This window comes from Ruegeria sp. ABM4_193 (assembly GCF_056158705.1).
In genome coordinates this window covers 3,215,964-3,239,607 of the sequence record NZ_JBSWTT010000001.1, presented here as the reverse complement: position 1 = coordinate 3,239,607, position 23,644 = coordinate 3,215,964, and the positions used below count along the sequence as shown (strand labels likewise).

The window sequence follows — 23,644 nt, the reverse complement described above, 5'->3', positions numbered from 1 at the left end:
CAAAGGGAATCTGCGGGGTCAGACCATCTGCCCATACTGTTCCAGTTGGGCTTCGGTGATCAGTTGGATATCGGCTGCCGTCATCCCTTCGGCACCATAAACCTGAGCCACTTCCTGACCGTCGATGATCACCCGAGTAAGATTTGAATCTTCAGCGTCAGGTTCCACGGCTATTTCAGGCTCGGATTCGTTCTCCCATGTGATAAGCAACTTATCCTCACCCGGCTGGAACCCCATGACGGTAATATCGTCTTCACCTTGGCCCACGACGATGTCATCGGCCCCCTGACCACCCGTCACGACGTCGCCGCTGCCTGCAACAAGGGTGTCATTGCCGGCACCACCATTCAGGAAATCCTGCTCGGCTGCACCCTCTTCGATGCCGAATACAAAATCGTCCCCGTCGCCGCCAAAGATCGCATCCTCGCCTGCGTCTCCGGTCAGTACATCATCCCCAAATCCGCCTTGTAGTGCGTCATCATCGGCCCCGCCTGCCAAAGTATCATTGCCCTGGCCACCATAGAGCTCATCTTCGCTTTCGCCTCCGTCCAGAGTATCGTCGCCGAAATGTCCGAACAGAGCGTCATTGCCCGTGTCCCCAAACACCAGGTCATCATCCGCTTCGCCATGCAGGACATCGTTGTCCCGCCCGCCATAGATGGTATCTATCCCGTCGCCGCCATGCAGGACGTCGTCCCCCTGGCCCCCGTGGATCGTATCTTCACCGCCGTAGCCGTTGATCTGATCCACGCCGTCCCCTCCGGTGATGATGTCCGGGCCGTCTTCTCCGGCAATCACCAAATCGCCTTCGAATTCGGAAAGGACGATACAGGTGGACAGGGGTTCGACCTCGGTTTCGACGGAGTCTTCGACGTTTTCGCCGATTTCCAGAAATTCCCCGGTTTCGGCTTCAGTCGGCGGCTCATCTTCGGGAATGTCTTCTGACGTGTCCTCGTCTTCGATCAGCATGTCGCTCATCGCGTAGGCTGCACCGCCAATGGCGGCCAGTCCGATCAATCCGGCCAGAAACATGACACTCCTCCGATAGCAGAATGCTCCGAGGATGAGTGTTTCATGCCGGGGACAGCGGCGTCAAAGGCAAGTCTTTGAAATGGTTAATACTTTATCACCACCGCTCGGGCTGCTGGGTGTAGGCGATGTAAAGGGGGTGTTTGGGGTGCCCGTCTTTGGTCAGCCCCAGATGGAACAGGGGTTGTCCGGTCGCCCTCAACAGCTGTTCAACTGCCGGACCACGGTCCAGATGTGCGCCATGGGTGCCCCAGGCGGCGACGACCTGATCGGCCCAGTCCACGCCGTCCAGAATAGCTTTGTCATTCGCAGGCCCGACCGGATCGGTTGCGGCGCGCATCTTGCGCGGGTCAGTGTCGCGCCAGGCAAAGATGTTGGTCACCTGAAACGCGCCAAACCCTAAGGCCCGCGCACGCCGTTCGCAGCGCTCCACCGTGGGGTCGTTCTGCACCTCGGTCGCAGTCGAGGGGTTCAGCATAACAAACAGCGCTTTTCGGCCTGTCGGATCCCAGACACGGGTCAGGCTATAGCGATAGTGCTCGCAATCGGAATAGACGGCGGTCGAGGGCGCATCGCCCTTGGTATGTCTTCGGGTGATCATGCCAACCGCCTAGCACGTGTTTCAGGAAACGAACACCCGGCTGGGATGCAGCTCGCCTGATTTGTAGATGCCCACAGCCACCGCTTTACCATCCAGCGAGGCCCAGGCTTCCTCGCCGTATTCGACGTCTGATGCCAGCACCATGCCGGGATTGCCGTTGCGCAGGCGGGTGGCACCCTCAGGGGTGCATTTCAATTCGGGCAGGTCCGACAGGCCGGTTTCCAGCGGGTGCAGATACGCGTCCAGTGCAGTGGTCTTGGCCATCTCGTCGATCTGTTCGATGGTCAGGCCATCTTCGGCCTCAAACGGGCCGGACCAGATGCGGCGCAGTTCCTTGACGTGACCGTGGCATCCCAATGCCTCACCCAGATCGCGCGCGATTGAGCGGACATAGCCCCCTTTGCCGCAGGTCATTTCCAACACCGCGTGGTCTTCATCGGGGCGGTCGACAAGGATCAGTTCCTCGACCCAAAGGGGGCGCGCGGCCAGATCCACATCTTCGCCATCGCGCGCCAGTTTATAAGCGCGCTGGCCGTCGATCTTCACCGCAGAGAACTTTGGCGGAACCTGCATGATGTCGCCCAGAAACGGGGTCAGCGCCTGTTTGATGTCCTCATCCGATGGGCGCGCATCGCTGCTTGCGATCACTTCGCCCTCGGCATCGTCGGTGTTGGTGGCTTGACCCAAACGCACGGTGAACGTGTAAGCTTTCAGCGCATCGGTTATGTAGGGAACGGTCTTTGTCGCCTCACCCAAGGCCACGGCCAGAACGCCGGTTGCTTCGGGGTCCAGTGTGCCCGCATGGCCCGCCTTTTTGGCATCCATCGCCCAACGCACCTTGTTGACCACCGACGTAGAGGTCATGCCCGCAGGCTTGTCCACAACCAGCCAACCGGAAATGTCGCGACCCTTGCGTTTGCGTCCCATCTTGCACCTTGCCTTTTGCTGAGGCGCGCGGGTTAACGGATCACACCCGCCCTGTCAATTTGCAGGCGTATCCTCGACCACGCCGACGATGGGCCCCAACGAGAATCCCAGATCCGAGCGATTGCCTGCCCGATCATACATCCGTGAGATATTGCCATCCAGAAATAGCGCGTTTGGGGTGTTCAGAACATCGCGAAACAGGCTGCCGAATTCGTGGAAGGTGACATAATCTTCAGAAATGGCGAAAACCGCCCGCGTGCCATCAGCGCTCGTGCCAACGCCGTTGCGGATATAGCGCGAGGTCGAATCAGGCAGAAAGCGCGGGTGCAGTCCGCCGTCGATCACCAGCATTGGGCCGGATTGGGTGGCAAAGCGGCAGGTGGGGGCCTGGTCGACGAAATCCAGTGTCTCGAACACATCGGCGCGCCCGTCACGGATGCAGAAAACGCCATTGGGCAGCAGGCCGAAATTGCCGGGGCCGGGGTTCGGGATCACCCGCATCTGCTCCTGCCCATCCTCGACATAATGGCCGACGGGCGAGCGGTCGTCGTGATACATGCCGGCGTTCATCGCAAAGGCCAGCCGTTTGCCCTCGGGTTCAAGCGTCTCGTTTACCGATGAGAAATGCCCCAACACTTCGCCGTCTTCACCATTCAGAAACAGGCGCAGATCTGCTGCAGTCGCATCGACCTCGCAGACGGTGTAGCGCAGATCCTCATGAGTCACCTTTTCGCAGGTCACCGCAGAGGCTTGCGCAGCCCATAAAGCCGCGCCCAAAATGGTCAGTGCCCGGATCACTCGTCCAGATCGCGGCGCACCGCGTCCTGCTGGAACATGCGGCGGGTGTCGTCCAGACGGTCAAACGTGTCGTCCAGACGGAACCGCAGATCGGGCGAGAACTTCAGGTTCAGTTTCTTGCCGATCACGCGTCGTAATTCGCCTTTGTTGCGGGCCAACAGGTCGATCACGTCCTCTTGCCCTTTGCCGCCCAGAGGCAGCACATAGGCGGTGGCGATTTTGAGATCGGGTGAGGTGCGGACCTCACCCACGGTGATCGACATGCGGTTCAGGTCGGGGTCGTGGACATCTCCGCGCGCCAGAACTTCGGACAGGGTGCGACGGATCAGTTCGCCGACACGCAGCTGTCGTTGGGAAGGGCCGGGGCCATCGTGGAATTTGTTCTTTGCCATATCTCCGATCTAAGCCCAAAGCGGGGCTTTGCCAAGCGGGCGCGAAAGGGGTAGGAGGCTTTGAGCCGACTTAGCGAAAAGGACCAGCGCAATGACCCATATTCCGGGGATCGTCATCACAGGGGCTTCGGGCCGTATGGGGCAGATGCTGATCAAGACTGTCACCGACAGCGAACAGGCGCGTCTGGTTGGTGTGGTGGAACGTAAGGGCCATGACTGGATCGGTAAGGATGTGGGCGAGGCCATGGGTGGTCAGGCGCTGGGCGTCACCGTCACCGATGATCCGCTGGAGGCGTTTGCGCAAGCGCAGGCGGTGATCGATTTCACCGCGCCCGAAGCGACTTTGGAATTTGCCGCTCTGGCTGCGCAGGCGCGTTGTGTTCATGTCATCGGCACTACGGGCATGTCCGACGAACAAATCGCGGCACTTGAACCGGCATCACGCCACGCCGTGATCGTGCGGGCGGGCAATATGAGCCTTGGTGTAAACCTGCTGGTGCAACTGACCAAGAAAGTCGCTGCCGCATTGGATGAAGACTTCGATATCGAGATCATCGAAGGCCATCACCACCACAAGGTCGACGCGCCCTCGGGCACAGCGTTGATGCTGGGTGAGGCGGCCGCAGAAGGGCGCGGCGTCAATCTGGCGGATGTCTCTGATCGAGGCCGCGACGGCATCACTGGCGCGCGCAAGCGGGGTGATATCGGCTTCCACGCCATTCGCGGCGGCGATATCGTTGGCGAGCATGATGTGCTGTTCGCTGCCCCCGGAGAACGTATAGTCCTGCGCCATTTGGCCAGTGATCGTGCAATCTTTGCCCGTGGCGCCCTAAAGGCCGCACTATGGGGTCAAGGCAAGGCACCCGGGCAGTATGACATGGTGGACGTGCTGGGTTTGTAAGCCATAGACGCCCGAATTGTTGGCGCTAAGCTCTGATCTATGAGTTTACGTCGTTCCGGTCTGGCAACCGGTGTCCTGCTGGCACTATTTTATCTGACGCTGCTGCCGTTTGTGGCGCACGGGTTTGGTATGATCGGCGTCGGCCTGTCGCATGATGCGCCTGCGCAAAGCTATTTGTTTGCAGACGGTCAGAGCGTCGGCAACGCGGCGATGATTCTACATATCTTTGCCGGAACGGTGTTGGTAACACTGGTGCCGCTGCAACTGGTCCGCACCCTTCGGCAGCGCTTCAACTGGTTTCACCGCACCTTGGGTGCTGTGCTGGTTGCGCTGGCACTTGTGACCGGGATGGCGGGGATGACTTATATCCCTTTGCGAGGCACGATTGGTGGGCCGGTGATGTCTGCCGCGTTTTTCCTTTACGGCCTCTGTCTCTTTGCTGCGGCGCTTATGGTTGTACGCATGGCGCTCAGCAATGATCGCGCGGGGCACTGGGCCTGGGGGCTGCGGCTTTTCTGGCTGGCGCTGGGATCATGGCTTTACCGGGTGCATTACACGCTGTGGTATCTGCTGACCGGCGGATTGGGGTCAGAGCCCGACTTCTCGGGCCCTTTCGATCTGGTTCAGAACTTTGCGTTCTTTGTGCCCTATTTGCTGGCTGCGCAGATCTGGATCATGCGCAAACGGTCAGAGCATCAAGGGGCTTTGGTTACAGGTCCTTGATCCTGTCTTCGCGCAATGGGCAGGCCAGGTACACACCGAACTCTTTCCCGATATCAGCGCTGACTCGTGCGTGAACCGCACCCTGTCGGTCTAGGAATCTTTGGTCATCTTCGACCGGGAATATCCCCTCGTGCCAGATGCCCGGATGGATATAGAGGCCACGCGAGCCGTCGCACCAGAACGCCACCACCTTGTCGGGCGTCAGGTTGTCACCGGGCAGAGCGGCGGGGACAATGAAAGGCTTGTTGTCCAGAGGCCAAAACATCTGTCCGCCATCGGGGTGATAGTTCATGTGCCAGAGCAATACCTGATCACGAGGCGCGGTTTGCCGATCCGTCTGCGCGGTTTGCGGATCCGTGGACCAGCCAAGAACGTAATGCCCTTTGACGGCTTCGTTCTCGCCATACAGCACGTCGCCTCGCCAGTCACATTTGAACGTGCCTTCGACCCAGCCGCCTTCGTCGCCGGTGCCTTCGTCGATGGGGCGCCAACCTTGTTGCGGCCAGCGGACGATCTCGATTTCAAAGGTCTCGGGGTCATCGACCAGACAGCCATAGCCTTTGACCGTCTCTTCCGTTGCGCGGATCAGAGGAACTTTGTGCCAGGGTAGCGAGGGCTTGGAACTGGCCTCGAAGATGTATTCAGCTGCAGTCATGACGTGCCCAGATGTTTGTCGACCATGCGCTGCACCATGGGTGCGAAATGGGCGAAATCGGGGGTCTCCATATCCGCGCGTTTACCGGCCTCATCCAGATAGCGAACCTGAATGATTTCTTTCAGGTTAGGGTTGGATTCGAATGCGGTAACCTCTACTTCGCTCATCGGGCCGCCCTGCAGTTCCAGCGTATGAACCGAGGCGGCAGACAAGCGCTGGAAATACTCGGGCTTGGTGGCGCAGAGATACCGCTTGGCAGCCACGTGATAGCGGCAGCAATCGGTGATGACCGAGGGGAAGAACTGCTCCAGCACCTCGGCCCCTGCATCCTCGTGATGGCGGTCTTCGGTATCGTCGGGATGGTAGGTTCCGAACTCGGAGGTGAAATGGCCAATGTCGTGCAGCAACGCGCCGACGATGATTTCTTCAGGCTGGCCGTTCTGCTCGGCGATGGTGGCCCCTTGCAGCATGTGTTGGGCCATGGTGACGGGTTCGCCCAGATATTCCTCATCGCCGCGGCGCTCGAAAATATCACCGATGAAGGCTACGATATTGTCACGGTTCAACGTCGAGAAATCGGGTTTCATTCCGCCGCCTCCGGGTGCGTTATTTCCATCGCGGCCAGTGTGGACAGCAAGCCATCCTTGTCGGCATAGCATCCCTGCAACCAGCGTGAGCCCGCGCCGGAATAGCCCAGCCGCGCGTGGAGCACGCGGGTGTTGTCGACGATAAAGCTTTCGCCCGGTTCCAGCTTGAACGACACGCCCATGGCCGGGTCATCGATTATCTCGCCCAACTGGCGATAGGCGGCGTAATAGGCCTCCATCTGGTCGAACGGGATATCGACGAACGGCGCAGTTGAGCGGTTGTTGAACCGGACGCCGATCAACTCTCCGTCCGGAGACAGTTCGATCATCGGACGGCGCGATTGCAGCCAAACCCCGTCGGAACCCTTGTATTCGAACCGTGCCGGGTAGCCGGCCAGCAGGGCAAAGCCTTCGGGATTTTGCGCACGCAGCTTTTCGGCCGCGCGGAAACCATCGACCACGATCGAATCTCCGCCTTCGGCAGAATTCTCAAGGCAATACAGGATTTGCAGCGTTGGAACAGGGTCGCGATACGGGTTGTCGGTATGAGCCTGCAAGCCAAGTCCGGTATAGGCAAGGTTGGTCGGGTTCACCTCAGTCCGCACTTCGAAATAGGGTCCATAGTTCGTCTCGCGTACATAGCCGAACAAATCAGCCACTTTCAGCAGCGATTCAGGTTCGGTCGGGCCACCCGTTAACTTGGCAAACCCGAATTCCGCGACGGCTGCCAGCCAATCACGCTTGGCGGTCGGGCTGACGTGAACTTCATTCCAGTCGCCGCTGGGTGCATTGATGCCGCTTTCCCACGTGGTGATGCCCGGGGCGATGCGACCAAACGCGTTTTCCTGATCGCGGTCATAGATGTGGTCCGCCAACCATTCGGCGGGGAAGACGACGGTCTTTCCCTCGGGCTGGAACGTGATCTTCAGATCGCCAGAAACAACCTCGGCCGCGCTGATTGAGACGTCGGACGGAATGTCGCCGATCGTGATCAGGCGCTGACCGTTTCCGGGTGAGCGGGTCTCAGGATCAAGCGCGTTGTCGCGCAACCAGATCGCGTGAAAGCGGGCTTCGGCTCCGGTGTCGAATGCGACGGTCACGACCGAAGCGTCACAAGTGGCGGTGCGCAGCATTGGGGGGTCTCCTGTTCGGCGCGAGTTTTGGTTGAGCAGATACGCCGTTCGTGGCATTACGACAATTAATCCTTATTTCGGCTGAGACTTGGAATAACTTATGGCTAAGAAAAAGATCGGACTGCCGCCGCTGGACTGGTTGCGCGTGTTCGAAGCTGCGGGGCGTTTGGGTGGATTCTCGGCTGCGGCCAAAGAGTTTGGTTTGACGCAGGCCGCTGTCAGCCAAAGGATCGGTAATCTCGAGGCATGGCTGGGCCGGTCTTTGTTCGTGCGCGAAGCGCGGGGCGTGTCGCTGACGGTGGAAGGCGAGAGCTATTTGCCTTTGGTGCAAGACAGCTTGCAGGCGTTAGAGCGCAATACCGAGGATCTGTTCGGAAAGTCCCCACGAGAGCTGCGCGTCGCCGGATTGTCGTCCAACATTCACGCGCTTGTCCTGCCGGCCTTGCCAGCGTTTCAAAAACTGCGACCCGAGGTGCGGGTGCTGACCAATTCAGGGGCACGCCGGTCGACCTTGGATGAAGAGCGGACCTGGCTGCAAATCCGATATGGCCGTGGCATGTGGGCCGGGCGCGATGCGGCCTTGATCGCGCATGAGGTTCTTGTGCCTATGGCGGCACCGGGAATCGAGTGGGGCGCGCCTTTGATCGATTTGCGCGGAGAACGCCCCGGATGGCGGGAATGGGCCCAGAAATGCAATCAGGAGGATGCACCGCCGTCCCAAATCAGTTTTGATTCGATGGAACACGCGATCTCGGCAGCGCGGCGCGGGCTGGGAGTGGCGCTGGGGTCGGTTCCTCTGGCTTTTGCCGACCTTCAAGAGGGCCGGTTGCGCAGGATGGGCCTGCCGGAGTTGCAAACCAAGGACGGGTATTGGCTAACCTGGCCCGAAGATCGGGCGAAGTCCAAAAAGCAACGCGCATTGATCAAAGACTTTTTACAGTCGCTGCGCGGCTGAGCGCTTAGAAATCGATGGCGATGCCCTTCTTTTCCCAATCGCCGTAACGCGCGGGGTCCGGTCCGTCGCGCCCGCCCAGTTCCTTGGGCAACGCCTTGGCCTCAGCCTCGGCTTTGCGTCGGCGTTCTTCCGCTTCGGCCAGTGCGCGTTGGGCGGCTGGGGGCAGGTCTTTGCGGTCGTCACTCATGACATCGGGTTCCTTTCCGTGCTGGGTCTTGATATACGCCCGCGTCCGCCATTGGCAATGCGGGCGCAAGTCACAGTAAGGCGGTACCATGGCAAACAGCGCAACAGCAGCACGGCGCAGCGCAATCTATCTTCTCGATCAGGTTCTGGGTGAGGGCCGCCTGTTGTCCGAATGTCTCGCAGCGGGTGCATTGGACCGGCTGGGTCCCGAAGATCGCGCGCGTGCTCAACGGTTGGCGTTGGAGACCTTGCGCGGGTTGGAACGCGCCGACAGGTTGTTGGACAATCACTTGAACCGCACGCCTGCTCTGACAGTCCATAACGCGCTCAGGCTGGGCGCAGTCGAGCTGTGTAACGGCGAAGCGGCGCATGGTGTGGTGAATTCCATGGTCGAGATCATCAGCCGTTCGCGCAAGCATGGGCGTCTGAAGGGCCTGGTGAATGCGGTTCTGCGCAAGGTGGCCGCCGAAGGCCCTGAAGCCTGGCCCAAAATGCGTGTCCCGCGTTTGCCGGAATGGCTTCGCGATCCCTTGACTATGGCCTGGGGCGCGGGTGCCGTGGCTGGAATGGAACAGGCGCATTTCACTGGCGCACCGCTTGATCTTACCGTGAAGCCGGGGGGGACAGGTCCCTCGGGCGATGTGCTGCCGACAGGCTCAATTCGTCTGCAGGATGCCGGTCAGGTTTCGGCCCTGCCGGGATACAAAACCGGGGACTGGTGGGTGCAGGATACGGCGGCTGCCTTGCCTGTTCACGTCCTGGCTCCGAAGGCAGGTGAGAACGTGCTGGATCTTTGCGCTGCTCCCGGCGGCAAAACGATGCAACTGGCTGCGGCGGGGGCGGATGTCACCGCGCTGGATGTTTCAGAAGCTCGGATGGAGCGGGTACGCGAAAACCTTGCACGGACGGGTCTGACGGCGCAGGTTATTGTCGGGGATGCGCTGGAACATGAAGGTCAGTATGACGCGATCCTGCTGGACGCGCCGTGTTCGGCTACAGGTACGATACGGCGGCATCCGGATTTGCCCTTCGCCAAGGATGGGTCTGAATTTGGCGGTTTGATCGAGCTTCAGACGCAGATGCTGGCCCATGCATGGAGTTTGCTGAAACCCGGCGGGCGTTTGGTTTATTGCACCTGCTCATTGCTGCCGGACGAAGGTGAAGTACAGATCGAAGAGGCGCTGGAGATGTATCCCGACATGAGCGTGGATCGCGACGCAGTGAACATATCAGGTGTTGAAACGGGCTGGGTAACGGAAGAAGGCGGCCTGCGTCTGCGGCCTGATTACTGGCCGGATCGCGGTGGCATGGACGGGTTCTACATCGCCTGTCTGACCAAATCCGCCTAAGCGCACGCTTTTCGATGACTTGACGATCGGCGCGGTCTATCGTTGGGTCTCAAGCGCCAGCAGAGCGCAAGGGGCAGAGTAACACACGTCATGTCGAACTCGGACACCATGACCAGTCGGTGGATGCGGTTTCAGAACCGTTTCTACGCACGCCTGAGCCAGCGGCAAAAGGCGGTCACGGGGTTTGTCGCGCAACCGGATCCGCGCACTGTGGGCTCGTTTGCGCGTGGTCGGCAACTGGTTGCCGGAAACCTCTTGTTCGCCGGGTACCTGGTGGAGGCGGAAGACACCGGGTTGTGGGACGTCGCGGCCCCCAGCGCGGGCTTTGACGACGAACGCCATGGTTTTGCCTGGCTGGACGATCTGGCTGCGGTCGGAGACATGCGTGCACGCGAAAAGGCGCAGCGCTGGGTCTTTGGTTGGATCGAAGCACATGGTCGTGGCCAAGGTCCCGGCTGGGTGCCTGATCTGACCGGTCGGCGCGTCATGCGCTGGATCAACCACGCGATTTTCCTGCTGCGCGGTGCAGATGAAAGGCAAAGCAAGCTGTTCTTCCGCTCGCTGGCGCAACAGACATGGTTTTTGTCCAAACGCTGGCAGGCGGCGACCCCCGGCTTGCCCCGGTTTGAAGCTTTGGCGGGTTTGGTTCAGGCCGGGCTGGCGTTGGAAGGGCTGGAGCATATGGCCGATCCGGCGTTGCGGGCGCTTGCCAGCGAATGTGATCGGCAGGTGGACGCGCAGGGTGGTATTCCGACGCGCAACCCAGAGGAGTTGCTGGAAGTTTTCACGTTGCTCAGTTGGACCACGGCGGCACTGAATGATCTGGGGCGCGGAGCGCCTGTTGCGCAAGTCAATGCAATCAAGCGGATCGCGCCGACCCTGCGTAGCCTGCGCCATGCGGATGGGGCGCTGGCGCGGTTCCATGGTGGTGGTCGCGGAATTGAAGGGCGTCTGGAACAGGCCCTTGCCCAAAGCGGCGTCAAACATAAGGCGGCGACCGAATTGCCGATGGGCTATGCGCGCCTGTCTGCCGCGCGTACCACGGTAATCGTGGATTCCAGCGCGCCGCCCACTGGTGCGGCCTCGTTCAATGCACATGCCTCTACGCTGGCGTTCGAGTTGACCTCGGGGCGGCGTCCGTTGATCGTGAATTGCGGGTCGGGGGCCAGCTTCGGGTTGGAATGGCGACGCGCTGGGCGGGCAACGCCCTCGCATTCGACATTGTGCCTGGATGGGTTTTCCAGCGCGCGGTTGGCCAATCCATTGCCGGGCCGCGAAAGTCAGGCGTTGGTGGATGCGCCACAGGACGTGCCAGTTGATTTCGAGGACGCGTTTGAAGGCATCCGCTTCATGGCCGGTCATGACGGATATGCCAAAGTGTTCGGCCTGACCCATGCCCGGACTTTTGAGTTGCGCTTCGATGGCCGCGAGCTTGCGGTCGAGGATATTCTGCTGACTGCGACCGACAAGGCGAAGCGCCAGTTCGACAAGGCGATGGACGCCTCAGCGCTCAAGGGGATCGGGTACGATATCCGTTTTCATCTGCATCCTGACGTGGATGCGGCGCTGGATTTGGGCGGGGCGGCGGTGTCCATGGCGCTCAAAAGCGGTGAGATCTGGGTTTTCCGCCATGATGGCATTGGAAAATTGTCCGTCGAGCCAAGCGTTTACCTTGAAAAAGGGCGATTGAAGCCACGCGCGACAAAACAGATCGTTCTATCCGGGCGCGCAATGGAGTATGCGACGCGCATCCGGTGGACGCTAAGCAAGGCGCAGGACACAGCCTATGCCGTGCGCGATACGCACCGGGACGAGCCAGAATTCGACTGACGCCAAAAGGACCTTTGGACCCATGACCGATCTTCACCCCGTGCGCCGCGCGCTGCTTTCCGTATCCGACAAAACCGGGCTGATCGAGCTGGGCAAGGCGCTGGCCGAGCGCGGGGTCGAACTGCTGTCGACCGGCGGCACGGCCAAGGCGCTGCGCGATGCCGGGCTTGCGGTGAAGGACGTAAGCGAAGTCACCGGCTTCCCTGAGATGATGGATGGTCGGGTCAAGACTCTGCACCCGATGGTGCATGGTGGGCTGCTGGCATTGCGCGACAACGACACTCATGTCGCTGCGATGACCGAGCACGGGATCGGCGCGATCGATCTGCTTGTTGTGAACCTTTATCCGTTTGAGGCCACCGTCGCCAAAGGCGCCGATTATGATGAATGTGTCGAGAACATCGACATTGGTGGCCCCGCAATGATCCGCGCGGCGGCCAAGAACCATGCCTTTGTGAACGTGGTTGTGGACGTCGAGGATTACGAAAAATTGCTGGGCGACATGGATCAGCACAACGGTGCAACCTGCCCGAAATTCCGCCGCAAGCTGGCGCAGAAAGCCTATGCCCGTACAGCTGCTTACGACACCGCCGTGTCCAACTGGTTGGCTGACGCGCTGGAACTTGAAGCACCTAAACGCCGTGCCTTTGCAGGCGAATTGAAGCAGACCCTGCGCTATGGCGAGAACAGTCATCAACAGGCTGCCTTCTATACGGACGGCACCGACCGCCCCGGTGTGGCCACTGCCGTGCAGCATCAGGGCAAGGAACTTAGCTACAACAACATCAATGACACCGATGCGGCGTTTGAGCTGGTTGCTGAATTCGACCCTGCTCAGGACGCGGCTTGTGCTATTATCAAACATGCCAACCCTTGTGGGGTGGCCACAGGCGCGACGTTGCTTGAGGCATACAAGGCCGCGTTCGACTGCGACCGCACTTCGGCCTTTGGTGGGATCGTGGCATTGAACCGGCCGCTGGATGCGGAAACCGCGCAAGAGATCACCGGGATTTTCACCGAGGTCGTGATTGCCCCCGGAGCATCTGACGAAGCCAAGGCAATCTTTGCGGCCAAAAAGAACCTCCGCCTGCTGACGACCGAGGGTCTGCCAGACGTGACCGCCGGTGGTAAAACCGTTCGTCAGGTGGCTGGTGGTTTGCTGGTTCAGGACAAGGATAACGGGTTTGTCGGCATGGATGATCTGAAAGTCGTCACCAAGAAAGCCCCGACGGACGAACAGATGCGCGATCTGCTTTTTGCTTGGAAAGTGGCCAAACACGTCAAGTCCAACGCCATTGTCTACGTCAAAGACGGTGCAACCGTGGGCGTGGGTGCGGGTCAGATGAGCCGGGTGGATTCGGCCCTGATCGCCGCCAAGAAAGCCGAACGGATGGCGGATGTGCTGGACCTGCCTCAGCCGCTGACCATCGGATCTGCTGTCGCCTCTGACGCCTTCTTTCCTTTCCCTGACGGTCTGATGGAAGCCGCCGAGGCCGGTGCAACCTGCGTCATCCAACCCGGTGGCTCCATGCGCGACGACGAGGTGATTGCTGCTGCGGATGAGGCCGGTCTGGCCATGGTCTTCACCGGTATGCGGCATTTCCGTCACTGATGCGGTCTGGCCTGCTTCTCTGGGCGGCGATTGCCGCCTTTGCGATCGACCAGATCAGCAAGTATCTGGTCGTTCACGTTATGCGCGTGGCCGAACAACCCGGTGGTATCGACGTTATGCCCCCGCTGCTGGTTTTTAAATACGGTGAGAATCGCGGTATCAATTTCGGTCTGTTTCAGGGGAATTCCGACGCCGCGCGTTGGGTGCTGATCGGTATTTCGATTGCGATCTGTGTTGGCGTTCTTATCTGGCTCAGCCGTACAGCCGCATCAAAACTCATGCTCTTTTGCGCAGGTCTGTTGATAGGCGGTGCGCTTGGAAACGTGGTGGACCGGCTGTTATACGGCTATGTGCTGGATTTCCTGAACATGTCATGTTGCGGCATCAACAACCCGTTTGTGTTCAACCTTGCAGATGTGTTCATATTTGCAGGCGCTTTGGGGTTGGTTCTGTTCGACAGCAAAAAGCCCTCGTGACGCGCGGAATTATATGAGATAAAAGCGCCAGAAACAGGCTGGAGACACCAATGCGGATGCCGCGCGCCATATTTGTTCTGACTGTTGTCGCAGCGGTTGCGGCATGTTCGAATCCCGGTCTGCGGGATCTGGCGCCTCCGGGGCAGGGTCCGGATGAGTTTTCGGTCTTGCCGGTCAAACCGCTGACGCAGCCTCAGGATTATGCGTTTTTGCCTGCACCCACACCGGGCGGTGGCAACCTGACGGATCCGAACCCCAATGCCGAGGCCGTTGCTGCATTGGGTGGAAACCCGGCCGCGTTGAACCCGAATGCGGCGGTACCGTCGTCCGACGCAGCACTGGTCACAGCCTCCAGCCGGTATGGCGTCGCACCTGATGCCCGCCAGGTTGTCGAAGCCGAAGATGCTGCGTTCCGCAAACGTCGTGGTCGTTGGACCGGATTGCGCCTGTTCCCGGTGGATCGCTACGGTCAGGTCTATGAACGGCAATCGATCAATCCTTATGCGGAAACCGATGCAGCCCGTAGTGCCGGTATTGAAACGCCGTCCTCTCCTCCGAATGAATAATTCTTAACTTTCCGTCATCGGGCTTGAACCCGGGCCGCACCACCGTAGTTTGAATACAAGAAACGAAACGGAGGATGCCCCATGGTTCGGGCCCTAGCCCTGTCGGCTGCCCTTATCGCTGCCACCCCGGTCTTGGCCGAGGACGGAAAAGAAGCGGTTACCACATTCACTTTGGACAACGGCATGGATGTCGTCGTGGTCGAAGACCACCGTGCACCAGTTGTGCAACACATGGTCTGGTATCGCGCCGGATCTGCGGATGAACCGGTGGGGACATCCGGGATTGCGCATTTTCTGGAACACCTGCTGTTCAAGGGCACCGATACGCTTGCTCCGGGTGAGTTTTCGGCCACAGTTGCGGCCAATGGTGGCAATGACAATGCGTTCACCTCATACGACTACACCGCGTATTTCCAGCGCGTCGCGGCTGATCGGCTTGAGTTGATGATGCAAATGGAATCCGATCGGATGCGGAACCTTCGCCTGAGCGAAGAGGACATCCTGACCGAGCGTGATGTGATCCTTGAAGAGCGTAACCAAAGGACCGAGAACAACCCGCGCTCTTTGTTTGGGGAACAGATGAACGCCGCGCAATATCTCAACCACAGCTACGGCGTGCCGATCATTGGCTGGAAGCACGAGATGGAAGAGCTGGACATGGAAGATGCGTTGTCATTCTACCAGACTCATTATGCGCCCAACAACGCCATCCTTGTGGTCACAGGCGATGTCGTACCTGATGAGGTCCGCGCACTTGCTGAACAGTATTACGGTGTGATCCCGGCCAACCCGGACTTGCCCGAGCGGATGCGGGCGCAAGAACCGCCTCAAACGGCCGAACGGCGACTGACTTACAAAGATCCGCGTGTGGCGCAGCCTTATGTGCAGCGCAGTTATCTGGCCCCCGAACGTGATCCGGGTGAACAGGAAAAGGCGGCGGCTCTGTTCCTGTTGGCCGAATTGCTGGGCGGCAGCACCACGTCTTACCTGAACGAAAAGCTTCAGTTCGATCAACAAATGGTCGTCTATGCAGGCGCATTCTACCGCGGTGTCTCGCTGGATGACACGACCTTTGATTTGCTGGTTGTTCCGGCGCAGGGTGTGTCGCTGCAAGAGGCCGAAGATGCCATGGATCAGGCGGTCGCTGATTTCATCGCTGAAGGTGTGAAAGAAGACGATCTGAACCGCATCAAGATGCAACTGCGCGCGTCCCAGATTTATGCCCGCGACAATGTTGATGGGATCGGCAACCGGTATGGCCGCGCCCTGACCAGCGGTTTGACGGTCGAGGATGTGCAGGCTTGGCCCGACATTCTTCAGGCCGTGACCGGAGAAGAGATCATCGCCGCTGCCCGCGAAGTCCTGCAACCTGAAACATCTGTCACGGGCTGGCTGATGCGTGATGATGAGGTGACGCAATGAAAAGGTTTCTTACAACGCTGATCGCCTGCGTAGTTGCTTTGCCGGCCCTAGCCGAGATCGAGATCAAAGAGGTGACTTCACCTGGCGGGATCAAAGCCTGGCTGGTTGAAGACCATGCAATCCCCTTCACTGCGTTGGAATTGCGGTTCCGTGGCGGGACGTCGCTGGACGATCCGGAAAAGCGCGGGGCCGTCTATTTAATGAGCGGCCTGATCGAAGAAGGCGCTGGCGAAATGGACGCCCAGACCTATGCCCGCGAACTGGAAGCTCTGGCCGCGTCTTTCTCGTATGATGCGGGCGATGATACCGTTTCGATTTCGGCGCGATTTCTGACCGAAAACCGCGACGAAGTGGTCGACCTTTTGCACACCACGTTGCACGAACCGCGTTTCGATCAGGATGCGATTGAGCGCGTGCGCGCGCAAATCCTTTCAGGATTGCGCTCGGACCAGACCGACCCGAATGAGATTGCTGGCCTGAACTTTGCTCAGATGGCCTATGGCGATCATCCTTATGGGTCTGAAGGGAAGGGCACGATCGAAAGCGTCTCGGCCTTGACGCGGGATGATGTGGTGGCCGCGTATGACAGCGTCTTTGCCAGGGACCGCCTGTATGTCGGGGCGGTGGGCGACATTACGGCGGAAGAACTGGGCACGTTGCTGGACAAATTACTCGGCGATTTACCGGAAACCGGGAAACCCATCCCTGACAAAGCCGATGTGACCATTCCGGGTGGCGTCAGCGTCGTCGAGTTCGACACGCCGCAATCGGTGGCCCTGTTTGGTCATGCCGGGATTGATCGGGATGACCCGGATTTCTTCGCTGCGTTTGTCTTGAATCACATTCTTGGCGGGGGCGGGTTTGAAAGCCGTCTGATGCAGGAGGTGCGTGAAAAACGTGGTCTGACATATGGGATCGGAACCTATCTGGTGCCCAAGGATTTGGCATCTGTCTATTTGGGGTCGGTCTCGTCAGCCAATGACCGCATTGCCGAGGCGGTTGAGGTGATCCGTGACGAATGGGCCAAGGCCGCGACCGAAGGCGTAACCCAGAAAGAGCTGGACGATGCCAAGACTTATCTGACCGGTGCGTATCCGCTTCGGTTTGATGGCAACGGGCGGATTGCCGGGATCATGGTCGGGATGCAGATGGAAGACCTGCCAATCGACTATATCGCAACCCGCAACGACAAGGTGAATGCCGTAACGCTGGAAGACGTGAACCGCGTTGCGTCCGAATTGCTGGACCCGGACGGGCTGCATTTTACCATCGTCGGAAAACCTGTCGGTCTTGAGACCACAAACTGAAAACAGGGGTGAGCGTGCCTCACCCCGTTTTCATGCTGCGCAGCATCTCACCCATCATCTGTCCAAACTTGCCCGAGCCGCGTTGATACAACGCGCCATCCACGGCCAGAACCGTGCCGCTGATATAGCTGGCCAGATCCGAGCTGAGGAACAGGCAGGCATTGGCCACGTCCTGAGGCTGACCCCAGCGGCCCAACGGTACATCGCGGCGCAGCGCCTCACCGGCATCCGGGGTAGGGGCCAGACGTTTTGCGCCCTCGGTGCCTTCGATGAACCCCGGAACGACCGAGTTCACGCGGATCCCTTCGACACCCCATTCCATCGACAGCGTCCGGGTAATCTGATCGACACCTGCCTTTGCGGCACAGACATGGGCTTGGCCCTCATACGGCAGGTAAGATTGCGGAGCCGAGATGTTGATGATGCTGGCACCGGGGCGTTTCAAGAAAGGATACGCCCCTTTCATCACATGAATCGTGCCCATCAGGTCAATGTCGATCACGGTCTTGAACGCGTTGACCGACATCTCGGATGCCAGCGCCGGGAAGTTCCCCGCAGCGCCGGACACCAGCACGTCGAAATCGCCATAGGCGTCGTGAAACTGTTTCAGACCAGCGGCGACAGCATCCGGATCACGCACGTCAAAGGCCGCCCCGATGGTGTCCAGTGCGCCTGCGGCTTTCAGCGCGGCCACAGTGTCGTCCACCTTTTCCTGTGAACGGCTGGCGACGGCCAGTTTGGTACCCGAGGCCGCAAAGGCCTCGGCAATGCCTCGATTGATACCGCTGGTTCCGCCAATGACGATGACGGTTTTTCCTGCAAAGTCCATAAGGGCCTCCCGTGATGGGGGGCCCTACTCGCCGTAGGGCACCCAGATGTTTTTCACCTCGGTCGCAGCCTGAAGGAAGCGGCGGGAATGATCCATGCTCCAGTCAAATGCCGTTGCGTTATTGACCCAGGTCCGTTTCAGGTTCCCGACCGAGACCGCTTCGACCTCTTTCGAAAGGTCAGTGGACGAGAAGGACCAGACCGCGTCCACGTTCAGATGCGAGGCCAGAGGTTTCGCCAGTTCCGCGTGGCTGCCGGTCAGTATGTTGACCACGCCTGCGGGGACGTCCGAGGTCTCAAGAATCTGGTAGAAATCGGTTGCTGCCAGCGGGTAGGGCTCGGATGCCGCCAGAACCACCCGGTTGCCCATCGCAATCGCAGGCGCCATCGCCGAGACCAGACCCAGCAGAGGCGCTTCATCGGCACAAAGCGCGCCGATAACACCCACAGGTTCCTTCATGGCAATGGCCACACCCCGGATCGGGACGCCATGCACCTGACCGTCATATTTGTCGGCCCAGGCAGCTGCGGTGAACAAGCGTTGGATCGAGGTTTCGACCTCTTTCGCGCCATCCTTCTTGCCGGTCATGGCGTCGATGCGCGCGGCGAATTCACTCGCACGGGCCGAGAGGTTTTCGCCGATGTAATACAGAATCTGGGCCCGCAGATGGCCGGTGGTCTTGGACCAGCCTTTGGCACCCGCTGCGGCCTCAACCGCGTTGCGCACGTCTTTGCGGTTGGCCAGACCCACATGGCCTAGCAGGCCGGACTTGCCCCAGACGGGTTTGGAATACCCACCATCGGGCCGCGCCTGCTTGCCGCCGACATACATCTTGGCGGTGCGGTCAATCGGGTCGACCGGAGCGCCTTCGCCCATCGTCGCCTCAATCTTCGCCAGAGGTTTGGCCTTGCCCTTTGGCTTGGTATAGGCCGCCAGACCTTCCCATCCGCCTTCGCGGCCAAAGCCACTTTCGCGCACGCCGCCGAAGCCTGCGGCGGCGTCGAACAAGTTGGTCGCATTCACCCAAACCACGCCTGCAACCAGCTTGGGCGCGATGTCCAGCGCAAGGTTCACATTCTCAGTCCAGACTGTCGCGGCCAGCCCGTAACGGGTGTTGTTGGCCAGCTCGACCGCCTCTTCCGGCGTGCGGAAGGTCGAGGACACCAGAACCGGGCCAAATATCTCCTCCTGCATCAACGGATCAGATGTCTCAAGCCCAGAGATCAGCGTTGGTGGATAATAACAGCCGTTCGCTGGCAGTTCGCACGCGGCCTGATGCACGTGACCCACCGTATTGCTTTCGACCATGCCCTTGATGGTCTGCAACTGAACCGGATCCACAACCGCGCCCACGTCGATGCATTTGTCCAGCGGATCACCCACCCGCAAACCATCCATCCGCGCGCGCAGCTTCTCGTGGAACCGATCTGCAATGCCTTCCTGCACCAGCAGGCGGGACCCAGCGCAGCAAACCTGACCCTGATTGAACCAGATCGCATCGACCAGACCTTCGATAGCACTGTCGATATCGGCGTCATCGAACACGATGTACGCGGACTTGCCGCCCAGCTCCAATGTCAGTTCCTTGCCTGATCCAGCCGTCGCCTCTCGGATGCGCCGACCCACGACGGTCGAGCCGGTAAAGGCGATCTTGTCTACGTCGGCGTTCACGATCATCTCGCCCACCGCTCCGTCGCCGGTCACGATGTTGACGACACCCTTCGGCAGCCCGGCTTGCGAGCAGATATCTGCAAACAACAACGCAGTCAGCGAGGTGTACTCGGCCGGTTTCAGAACCACCGTATTCCCCATCGCCAGCGCAGGTGCGATTTTCCAGGCCAGCATCAACAGTGGGAAATTCCACGGGATGATCTGACCACAAACGCCCAAAGCCTGCGCATCGGGCAACTCGGCCTCCATCAACTGCGCCATGCCTGCGTGGTAGTAGAAATGCCGCTGCGCCAGAGGGATGTCGATGTCCCGCGATTCACGTATCGGTTTGCCGTTGTCCATGCTTTCCAGCACCGCAAACAGGCGTGCGTGTTTCTGCAAAAGCCGTGCAATGGCATAGAGATACCGCGCACGACCCGCACCGCCTAGCTTCTCCCATTTCGGCTGCGCTTTGCGGGCAGCGGCCACGGCGGCGTCCACATCGGCCTGTTTCGCCTGCGTCAGTTTAGCCAGCACCTCTCCGGTCGCCGGGTTGCGGCTTTCGAACCCTTTGCCGGGTTTGGTGAATGCCCCATCGATATAGTGTCCGAACTTGTCACCCTGATCGACCAGCCAGGCCAGCGCTTCGGCAGCGCTTTCTGGGGCGGGGCCGTAATCCATGGTCTCGAAGATTTCTTTGACTGTCATAACTTCATCTTTTCCCAAATACTCACTGTCCAGACATTTCAGCAGGCTCAGCCCATCGAATGTCTGTATCCAGCCGAGTAAGCCCCAGTCACATAGTGTTCCAACTGCCGCTCGATGTCGCCCAGCAGGGAAGAGGCGCCGAAGCGGAACAGGTCTGGTTCCAGCCAGCGATCGCCCAACTCATCCTTGATCAGCGACAGGTACACCAGCGCGTCCTTGGCTTTTGAAATACCACCGGCGGGCTTGTACCCAACGCGATACCCGGTGCGATCATAGAAATCCCGGATGGCGCGGATCATCACCAGTGAGACAGGCAGGGTGGCGTTGACGCTCTCCTTGCCGGTCGAGGTCTTGATGAAATCGGCACCCGCCATCATACAGACCAGCGAGGCGCGGGCGACGTTACGCAGGCTGCCCAGCTCTCCGGTCGCCAGAATGGCTTTGACATGGGCATCGCCGCAGGCCACGCGGAAGGCTTTCATCTCATCATACAACGCCTGCCAGTCCCCTGACAGCACATGACGGCGCGAAATGACGATGTCGATCTCTTCGGCACCGGCTTTCACGCTTTCCTCAATCTCGGCCACGCGCAGGTGGAACGGCGACAGGCCGGCCGGGAAGCCAGTGGATACCGCAGCGACCGGAATGCCGGTGCCTTTCAGGGCATCCACCGCGGTTTTTATCATGTCGTGATAGACGCAAACAGCACCCGTGGTAATCTGCGGCATATCCAGCGCCTGCAAGACGGAACTCGCAACCGGCTGCCGCGCCTTCGCGCAAAGGCGGCGCACGCGGCCCACTGTGTCATCACCTGACAGCGTGGTCAGGTCGATCATCGTAACCGCCTTCAGCAGCCACGCCGCCTGATAGTCCTTCTTGACCGACCGCCGCCCGGGAAGGGTCGCAGCCCGGCGCTCAATGGCCGAGGTATTGGCCTGAACGGCGCGGACCCAGTCAAGATCAAGATCCATTCCCGGATTTCGGGGTTCGGTTACTTGCGGCAGATGCGCGGTGCGCACGGGGCTTTCTGAGCTCTGCGTATCCATAGTCACGTCCTTTGGGAGGTTTGCGACAAATTCGCACGGCAGACCGGGGAATGGAAGGTGTTGGATGTATTTGAATGGCAATTTTTTGACCATTTGGACAAAAAGAACGTGCTTTCTTGCGAATAATTCGCATTAGCGTTGACTTAGTTGCGAATGGTTCTCATATTCAGTCTCAACAGGACGCAAAACTGAGGTCGAAGATGATTCGTCGGAGTTTTCTTGCAGCGTTGGCGTTGGCCCTTTCGATGCCAATCGCCGCTTGGGCTGAAGCGCCACTCAAAGTGGTCGCGACAACAGGCATGATCGCGGATGCAGCGCGCCAGGTGGGCGGTGATCAGGTTGAGGTCACAGGTCTGATGGGGCCGGGCGTTGACCCTCATGCCTATCGACAGACCCGCAGCGACATCGTTGCCATGACCCGCGCTGACCTGATCCTTTGGCACGGTTTGTATCTGGAAGCACAGATGGAAGATTTCTTCCACGATCTCGAACGCAAACGCGCTGTGGTCGCAGTGGCCGAAGGGGTCGATAAATCCAAACTGCGTGCCCATGACGATTACGCAGATAAATACGACCCGCATGTGTGGATGTCGCCCGTGCTTTGGCGCGAAGTTGTGCTAGAGGTTCAGGATGCCTTGACCGACGTTCGTCCCGAAGCGGCAGGCGTGTTTGCAGCCAATGCACAGGCGCATCTGGCCGATATTGACCGTTTGGCGGCTTATGCCGAGGATGTCCTGTCTTCGGTGCCCGAGAACAGCAGAGTCCTGCTTACCGCCCATGACGCATTTGGCTATTTCGGTCAGAGCTACGGGTTCGAGGTTCTGGGCATTCAGGGCATCTCGACCCAGTCCGAGGCGGGTTTGAACCGGATCAGCGAATTGGTTGACCTGCTGGTTGACCGCCAAATCACGGCTGTCTTTGTTGAAAGCTCGGTCTCGGATCGCTCAATTCGCGCATTGATCGAAGGGGCAGCGGCCAAGGGGCACAAAGTGACCATCGGTGGTGAGCTTTTTTCGGATGCGATGGGCGCAGAAGGCACCTATGAGGGTACCTATATCGGGATGCTGGATCACAACATCACAGTCATCGGCGGTGCGTTGAACGGCGACGCCCCCGGTCGAGGCATGGACGGCAAACTGTCTGCGGGGTTTTGAATAATGCTGGGTCTGGTCAGCAATGACGGTGTGACGCTTGAGGATCGCGGGCTGGGCGACAGCCCGCTTGCGGTGCGAGGCCTGACCGTTTCCTACGGACAAAAGCCTGCTGTGTTTTCGGTTGATATGACCGTCCAGCCCGGTGCCATGACTGCCATCATTGGCCCAAACGGTGCGGGCAAGTCCACGCTTCTCAAGGCGGCGCTGGGAATCGTCACCCCCTTATCCGGTCAGGTGACGGTATTTGGACGGCCGCTGGAGGCGCAGCGCGCGCGTATTACCTATGTTCCGCAACGGGCCAGCGTGGATTGGGATTTCCCAACGCGCGTGATTGATGTTGTGCTGATGGGTCTGTCGCGCGAGCTTGGGCTTCTGGGGCGCGTACGTGCCCGCCACAAGGCATGTGCGATGGACTGTTTGAACCGTGTCGGGATGCGGGACTTCGCGGACCGTCAGATCGGCCAGTTGTCCGGCGGCCAGCAGCAGCGCGTGTTTCTGGCTCGTGCTTTGGCGCAAGGCGCGGATCTGTACTTGCTGGATGAACCTTTCGCCGGGGTGGATGCCGCCACCGAGAAGGCCATCATCGCGGTGCTGAAATCTCTGAAAGAAGCCGGCAAAACGGTTGTAGTGGTGCATCACGATCTGGCGACCGTGACCGACTACTTCGACCACGTTTTCCTGATCAATACCCGCAATGTGGCCGAAGGGCCGGTGTCCGAGGCGTTCACTGCGGAAACGTTGCAAGCGGCCTATGGCGGGCGTTTGGCAACTGCGCAGATCGATCAGATATCGCGCGCGCTGGGATAAC

Annotated in this window: 24 protein-coding genes; 12 read left to right on the top strand and 12 right to left on the bottom strand. The window is 59.6% G+C overall.

What is annotated here, in order from left to right:
• Positions 1–18: 18 nt before the first annotated feature.
• From ACXADZ_RS16220 to rbfA, 5 genes are all read right to left on the bottom strand, one after another.
• Complete coding sequence (locus tag ACXADZ_RS16220; protein ID WP_475197912.1) at positions 19–1,032, bottom strand: calcium-binding protein; 1,014 nt, start codon at positions 1,030–1,032, stop codon at positions 19–21.
• Between the two features lie 94 nt (positions 1,033–1,126).
• Positions 1,127–1,630 carry a DUF1643 domain-containing protein gene (locus ACXADZ_RS16215; RefSeq protein ID WP_475197909.1) on the bottom strand — a complete coding sequence of 168 codons (504 nt, stop codon included), beginning with the start codon at positions 1,628–1,630 and terminating at the stop codon, positions 1,127–1,129.
• Between the two features lie 21 nt (positions 1,631–1,651).
• Positions 1,652–2,557, bottom strand: coding sequence for a tRNA pseudouridine(55) synthase TruB (gene truB / locus ACXADZ_RS16210; protein ID WP_475197906.1), 906 nt, complete (start codon positions 2,555–2,557; stop codon positions 1,652–1,654).
• Positions 2,558–2,611: 54 nt separating this feature from the next.
• The gene (locus tag ACXADZ_RS16205; RefSeq protein ID WP_475197904.1) at positions 2,612–3,355 is read right to left on the bottom strand and encodes a phosphodiester glycosidase family protein; all 744 of its coding nucleotides are present in this window, start codon (positions 3,353–3,355) and stop codon (positions 2,612–2,614) included.
• On the bottom strand, positions 3,352–3,747 hold the full coding sequence (rbfA, locus tag ACXADZ_RS16200) for a 30S ribosome-binding factor RbfA (RefSeq protein WP_171093264.1): 396 nt from the start codon (positions 3,745–3,747) through the stop codon (positions 3,352–3,354). Before rbfA ends, ACXADZ_RS16205 begins: the two co-directional genes overlap by 4 nt.
• A 91-nt stretch (positions 3,748–3,838) precedes the next feature.
• Here rbfA and dapB point away from each other — a divergent pair, with 91 nt between their 5' ends.
• Both dapB and ACXADZ_RS16190 read left to right on the top strand, forming a co-directional pair.
• Positions 3,839–4,648 carry a 4-hydroxy-tetrahydrodipicolinate reductase gene (gene dapB / locus ACXADZ_RS16195; protein ID WP_475197900.1) on the top strand — a complete coding sequence of 270 codons (810 nt, stop codon included), beginning with the start codon at positions 3,839–3,841 and terminating at the stop codon, positions 4,646–4,648.
• A 39-nt stretch (positions 4,649–4,687) separates the two neighbouring features.
• Entirely contained in the window at positions 4,688–5,371 is a 684-nt protein-coding gene (locus ACXADZ_RS16190) for a DUF2306 domain-containing protein (protein WP_475197897.1), read from the top strand.
• Here ACXADZ_RS16190 and ACXADZ_RS16185 read toward each other — a convergent pair.
• Genes ACXADZ_RS16185 through tmpA form a run of 3 tightly spaced genes read right to left on the bottom strand, consistent with a single transcriptional unit; the run spans position 5,358 to position 7,746 of the window.
• Positions 5,358–6,026: an ureidoglycolate lyase gene (locus ACXADZ_RS16185; protein ID WP_475197895.1), complete on the bottom strand. Its 669-nt coding sequence runs from the start codon at positions 6,024–6,026 to the stop codon at positions 5,358–5,360. The genes ACXADZ_RS16190 and ACXADZ_RS16185 overlap by 14 nt on opposite strands.
• Positions 6,023–6,613 (bottom strand): (R)-1-hydroxy-2-trimethylaminoethylphosphonate oxygenase, encoded by a 591-nt coding sequence (tmpB, locus tag ACXADZ_RS16180; protein ID WP_475197894.1) that lies wholly within the window; start codon positions 6,611–6,613, stop codon positions 6,023–6,025. Before tmpB ends, ACXADZ_RS16185 begins: the two co-directional genes overlap by 4 nt.
• A complete protein-coding gene (gene tmpA, locus ACXADZ_RS16175; protein WP_475197891.1) occupies positions 6,610–7,746 on the bottom strand; it encodes a 2-trimethylaminoethylphosphonate dioxygenase in 1,137 nt (378 codons plus the stop codon). Before tmpA ends, tmpB begins: the two co-directional genes overlap by 4 nt.
• Before the next feature lie 100 nt (positions 7,747–7,846).
• Here tmpA and ACXADZ_RS16170 point away from each other — a divergent pair, with 100 nt between their 5' ends.
• Positions 7,847–8,701: a LysR family transcriptional regulator gene (locus ACXADZ_RS16170; RefSeq protein WP_475197890.1), complete on the top strand. Its 855-nt coding sequence runs from the start codon at positions 7,847–7,849 to the stop codon at positions 8,699–8,701.
• Positions 8,702–8,705: 4 nt separating this feature from the next.
• On the opposite strand, the gene ACXADZ_RS16165 is transcribed toward ACXADZ_RS16170, so the two are convergent.
• Complete coding sequence (locus ACXADZ_RS16165; RefSeq protein ID WP_171093279.1) at positions 8,706–8,888, bottom strand: DUF1674 domain-containing protein; 183 nt, start codon at positions 8,886–8,888, stop codon at positions 8,706–8,708.
• 88 nt (positions 8,889–8,976) lie between these two features.
• On the opposite strand from ACXADZ_RS16165, the gene ACXADZ_RS16160 reads away from it, so the two are divergent.
• The 7 genes from ACXADZ_RS16160 (at position 8,977) to ACXADZ_RS16130 (ending at position 17,449) form a co-directional block, all read left to right on the top strand.
• Positions 8,977–10,236 carry an RsmB/NOP family class I SAM-dependent RNA methyltransferase gene (locus ACXADZ_RS16160; protein ID WP_475197887.1) on the top strand — a complete coding sequence of 420 codons (1,260 nt, stop codon included), beginning with the start codon at positions 8,977–8,979 and terminating at the stop codon, positions 10,234–10,236.
• 90 nt (positions 10,237–10,326) lie between these two features.
• Positions 10,327–12,066 carry a heparinase II/III family protein gene (locus ACXADZ_RS16155; protein ID WP_475197885.1) on the top strand — a complete coding sequence of 580 codons (1,740 nt, stop codon included), beginning with the start codon at positions 10,327–10,329 and terminating at the stop codon, positions 12,064–12,066.
• Positions 12,067–12,088: 22 nt separating this feature from the next.
• Positions 12,089–13,678, top strand: a complete 1,590-nt coding sequence (purH, locus tag ACXADZ_RS16150) for a bifunctional phosphoribosylaminoimidazolecarboxamide formyltransferase/IMP cyclohydrolase (RefSeq protein WP_475197882.1) — start codon at positions 12,089–12,091, stop codon at positions 13,676–13,678.
• Positions 13,678–14,154, top strand: coding sequence for a signal peptidase II (lspA, locus tag ACXADZ_RS16145; RefSeq protein WP_475197879.1), 477 nt, complete (start codon positions 13,678–13,680; stop codon positions 14,152–14,154). Before purH ends, lspA begins: the two co-directional genes overlap by 1 nt.
• A 50-nt stretch (positions 14,155–14,204) precedes the next feature.
• The gene (locus ACXADZ_RS16140; protein WP_171093288.1) at positions 14,205–14,720 is read left to right on the top strand and encodes a DUF3035 domain-containing protein; all 516 of its coding nucleotides are present in this window, start codon (positions 14,205–14,207) and stop codon (positions 14,718–14,720) included.
• An 81-nt stretch (positions 14,721–14,801) separates the two neighbouring features.
• Positions 14,802–16,142 carry a M16 family metallopeptidase gene (locus ACXADZ_RS16135; RefSeq protein ID WP_475197874.1) on the top strand — a complete coding sequence of 447 codons (1,341 nt, stop codon included), beginning with the start codon at positions 14,802–14,804 and terminating at the stop codon, positions 16,140–16,142.
• On the top strand, positions 16,139–17,449 hold the full coding sequence (locus ACXADZ_RS16130) for a M16 family metallopeptidase (protein WP_475197872.1): 1,311 nt from the start codon (positions 16,139–16,141) through the stop codon (positions 17,447–17,449). The genes ACXADZ_RS16135 and ACXADZ_RS16130 overlap by 4 nt, the downstream gene beginning before the upstream one ends.
• Positions 17,450–17,468: 19 nt before the next feature.
• On the opposite strand, the gene ACXADZ_RS16125 is transcribed toward ACXADZ_RS16130, so the two are convergent.
• Genes ACXADZ_RS16125 through deoC form a run of 3 tightly spaced genes read right to left on the bottom strand, consistent with a single transcriptional unit; the run spans position 17,469 to position 21,682 of the window.
• Positions 17,469–18,278: an SDR family oxidoreductase gene (locus ACXADZ_RS16125; protein WP_475197870.1), complete on the bottom strand. Its 810-nt coding sequence runs from the start codon at positions 18,276–18,278 to the stop codon at positions 17,469–17,471.
• Between the two features lie 24 nt (positions 18,279–18,302).
• The gene (locus ACXADZ_RS16120; protein WP_475197867.1) at positions 18,303–20,636 is read right to left on the bottom strand and encodes an aldehyde dehydrogenase family protein; all 2,334 of its coding nucleotides are present in this window, start codon (positions 20,634–20,636) and stop codon (positions 18,303–18,305) included.
• Positions 20,637–20,683: 47 nt separating this feature from the next.
• The gene (gene deoC, locus ACXADZ_RS16115) at positions 20,684–21,682 is read right to left on the bottom strand and encodes a deoxyribose-phosphate aldolase (RefSeq protein ID WP_475197863.1); all 999 of its coding nucleotides are present in this window, start codon (positions 21,680–21,682) and stop codon (positions 20,684–20,686) included.
• Between the two features lie 200 nt (positions 21,683–21,882).
• Here deoC and ACXADZ_RS16110 point away from each other — a divergent pair, with 200 nt between their 5' ends.
• Both ACXADZ_RS16110 and ACXADZ_RS16105 read left to right on the top strand, forming a co-directional pair.
• Positions 21,883–22,836, top strand: a complete 954-nt coding sequence (locus ACXADZ_RS16110; RefSeq protein ID WP_475197860.1) for a metal ABC transporter solute-binding protein, Zn/Mn family — start codon at positions 21,883–21,885, stop codon at positions 22,834–22,836.
• Between the two features lie 3 nt (positions 22,837–22,839).
• A complete protein-coding gene (locus ACXADZ_RS16105) occupies positions 22,840–23,643 on the top strand; it encodes a metal ABC transporter ATP-binding protein (protein ID WP_475197858.1) in 804 nt (267 codons plus the stop codon).
• The last annotated feature ends 1 nt before the right edge of the window (position 23,644 follow it).

Bases quoted from the DNA above. Each gene is read 5' to 3' on its own strand.
- dapB (WP_475197900.1), top strand. From the start codon at position 3,839: ATGACCCATATTCCGGGGATCGTCATCACAGGGGCTTCGGGCCGTATG.
- ACXADZ_RS16170 (WP_475197890.1), top strand. From the start codon at position 7,847: ATGGCTAAGAAAAAGATCGGACTGCCGCCGCTGGACTGGTTGCGCGTG.
- ACXADZ_RS16120 (WP_475197867.1), bottom strand. From the start codon at position 20,636: ATGACAGTCAAAGAAATCTTCGAGACCATGGATTACGGCCCCGCCCCA.
- lspA (WP_475197879.1), top strand. From the start codon at position 13,678: ATGCGGTCTGGCCTGCTTCTCTGGGCGGCGATTGCCGCCTTTGCGATC.
- tmpB (WP_475197894.1), bottom strand. From the start codon at position 6,613: ATGAAACCCGATTTCTCGACGTTGAACCGTGACAATATCGTAGCCTTC.
- ACXADZ_RS16130 (WP_475197872.1), top strand. From the start codon at position 16,139: ATGAAAAGGTTTCTTACAACGCTGATCGCCTGCGTAGTTGCTTTGCCG.
- ACXADZ_RS16185 (WP_475197895.1), bottom strand. From the start codon at position 6,026: ATGACTGCAGCTGAATACATCTTCGAGGCCAGTTCCAAGCCCTCGCTA.
- ACXADZ_RS16135 (WP_475197874.1), top strand. From the start codon at position 14,802: ATGGTTCGGGCCCTAGCCCTGTCGGCTGCCCTTATCGCTGCCACCCCG.
- ACXADZ_RS16190 (WP_475197897.1), top strand. From the start codon at position 4,688: ATGAGTTTACGTCGTTCCGGTCTGGCAACCGGTGTCCTGCTGGCACTA.
- ACXADZ_RS16165 (WP_171093279.1), bottom strand. From the start codon at position 8,888: ATGAGTGACGACCGCAAAGACCTGCCCCCAGCCGCCCAACGCGCACTG.
- ACXADZ_RS16140 (WP_171093288.1), top strand. From the start codon at position 14,205: ATGCGGATGCCGCGCGCCATATTTGTTCTGACTGTTGTCGCAGCGGTT.
- purH (WP_475197882.1), top strand. From the start codon at position 12,089: ATGACCGATCTTCACCCCGTGCGCCGCGCGCTGCTTTCCGTATCCGAC.
- ACXADZ_RS16155 (WP_475197885.1), top strand. From the start codon at position 10,327: ATGTCGAACTCGGACACCATGACCAGTCGGTGGATGCGGTTTCAGAAC.
- tmpA (WP_475197891.1), bottom strand. From the start codon at position 7,746: ATGCTGCGCACCGCCACTTGTGACGCTTCGGTCGTGACCGTCGCATTC.
- ACXADZ_RS16105 (WP_475197858.1), top strand. From the start codon at position 22,840: ATGCTGGGTCTGGTCAGCAATGACGGTGTGACGCTTGAGGATCGCGGG.
- truB (WP_475197906.1), bottom strand. From the start codon at position 2,557: ATGGGACGCAAACGCAAGGGTCGCGACATTTCCGGTTGGCTGGTTGTG.
- ACXADZ_RS16110 (WP_475197860.1), top strand. From the start codon at position 21,883: ATGATTCGTCGGAGTTTTCTTGCAGCGTTGGCGTTGGCCCTTTCGATG.
- rbfA (WP_171093264.1), bottom strand. From the start codon at position 3,747: ATGGCAAAGAACAAATTCCACGATGGCCCCGGCCCTTCCCAACGACAG.
- ACXADZ_RS16125 (WP_475197870.1), bottom strand. From the start codon at position 18,278: ATGGACTTTGCAGGAAAAACCGTCATCGTCATTGGCGGAACCAGCGGT.
- ACXADZ_RS16220 (WP_475197912.1), bottom strand. From the start codon at position 1,032: ATGTTTCTGGCCGGATTGATCGGACTGGCCGCCATTGGCGGTGCAGCC.
- deoC (WP_475197863.1), bottom strand. From the start codon at position 21,682: ATGGATACGCAGAGCTCAGAAAGCCCCGTGCGCACCGCGCATCTGCCG.
- ACXADZ_RS16215 (WP_475197909.1), bottom strand. From the start codon at position 1,630: ATGATCACCCGAAGACATACCAAGGGCGATGCGCCCTCGACCGCCGTC.
- ACXADZ_RS16160 (WP_475197887.1), top strand. From the start codon at position 8,977: ATGGCAAACAGCGCAACAGCAGCACGGCGCAGCGCAATCTATCTTCTC.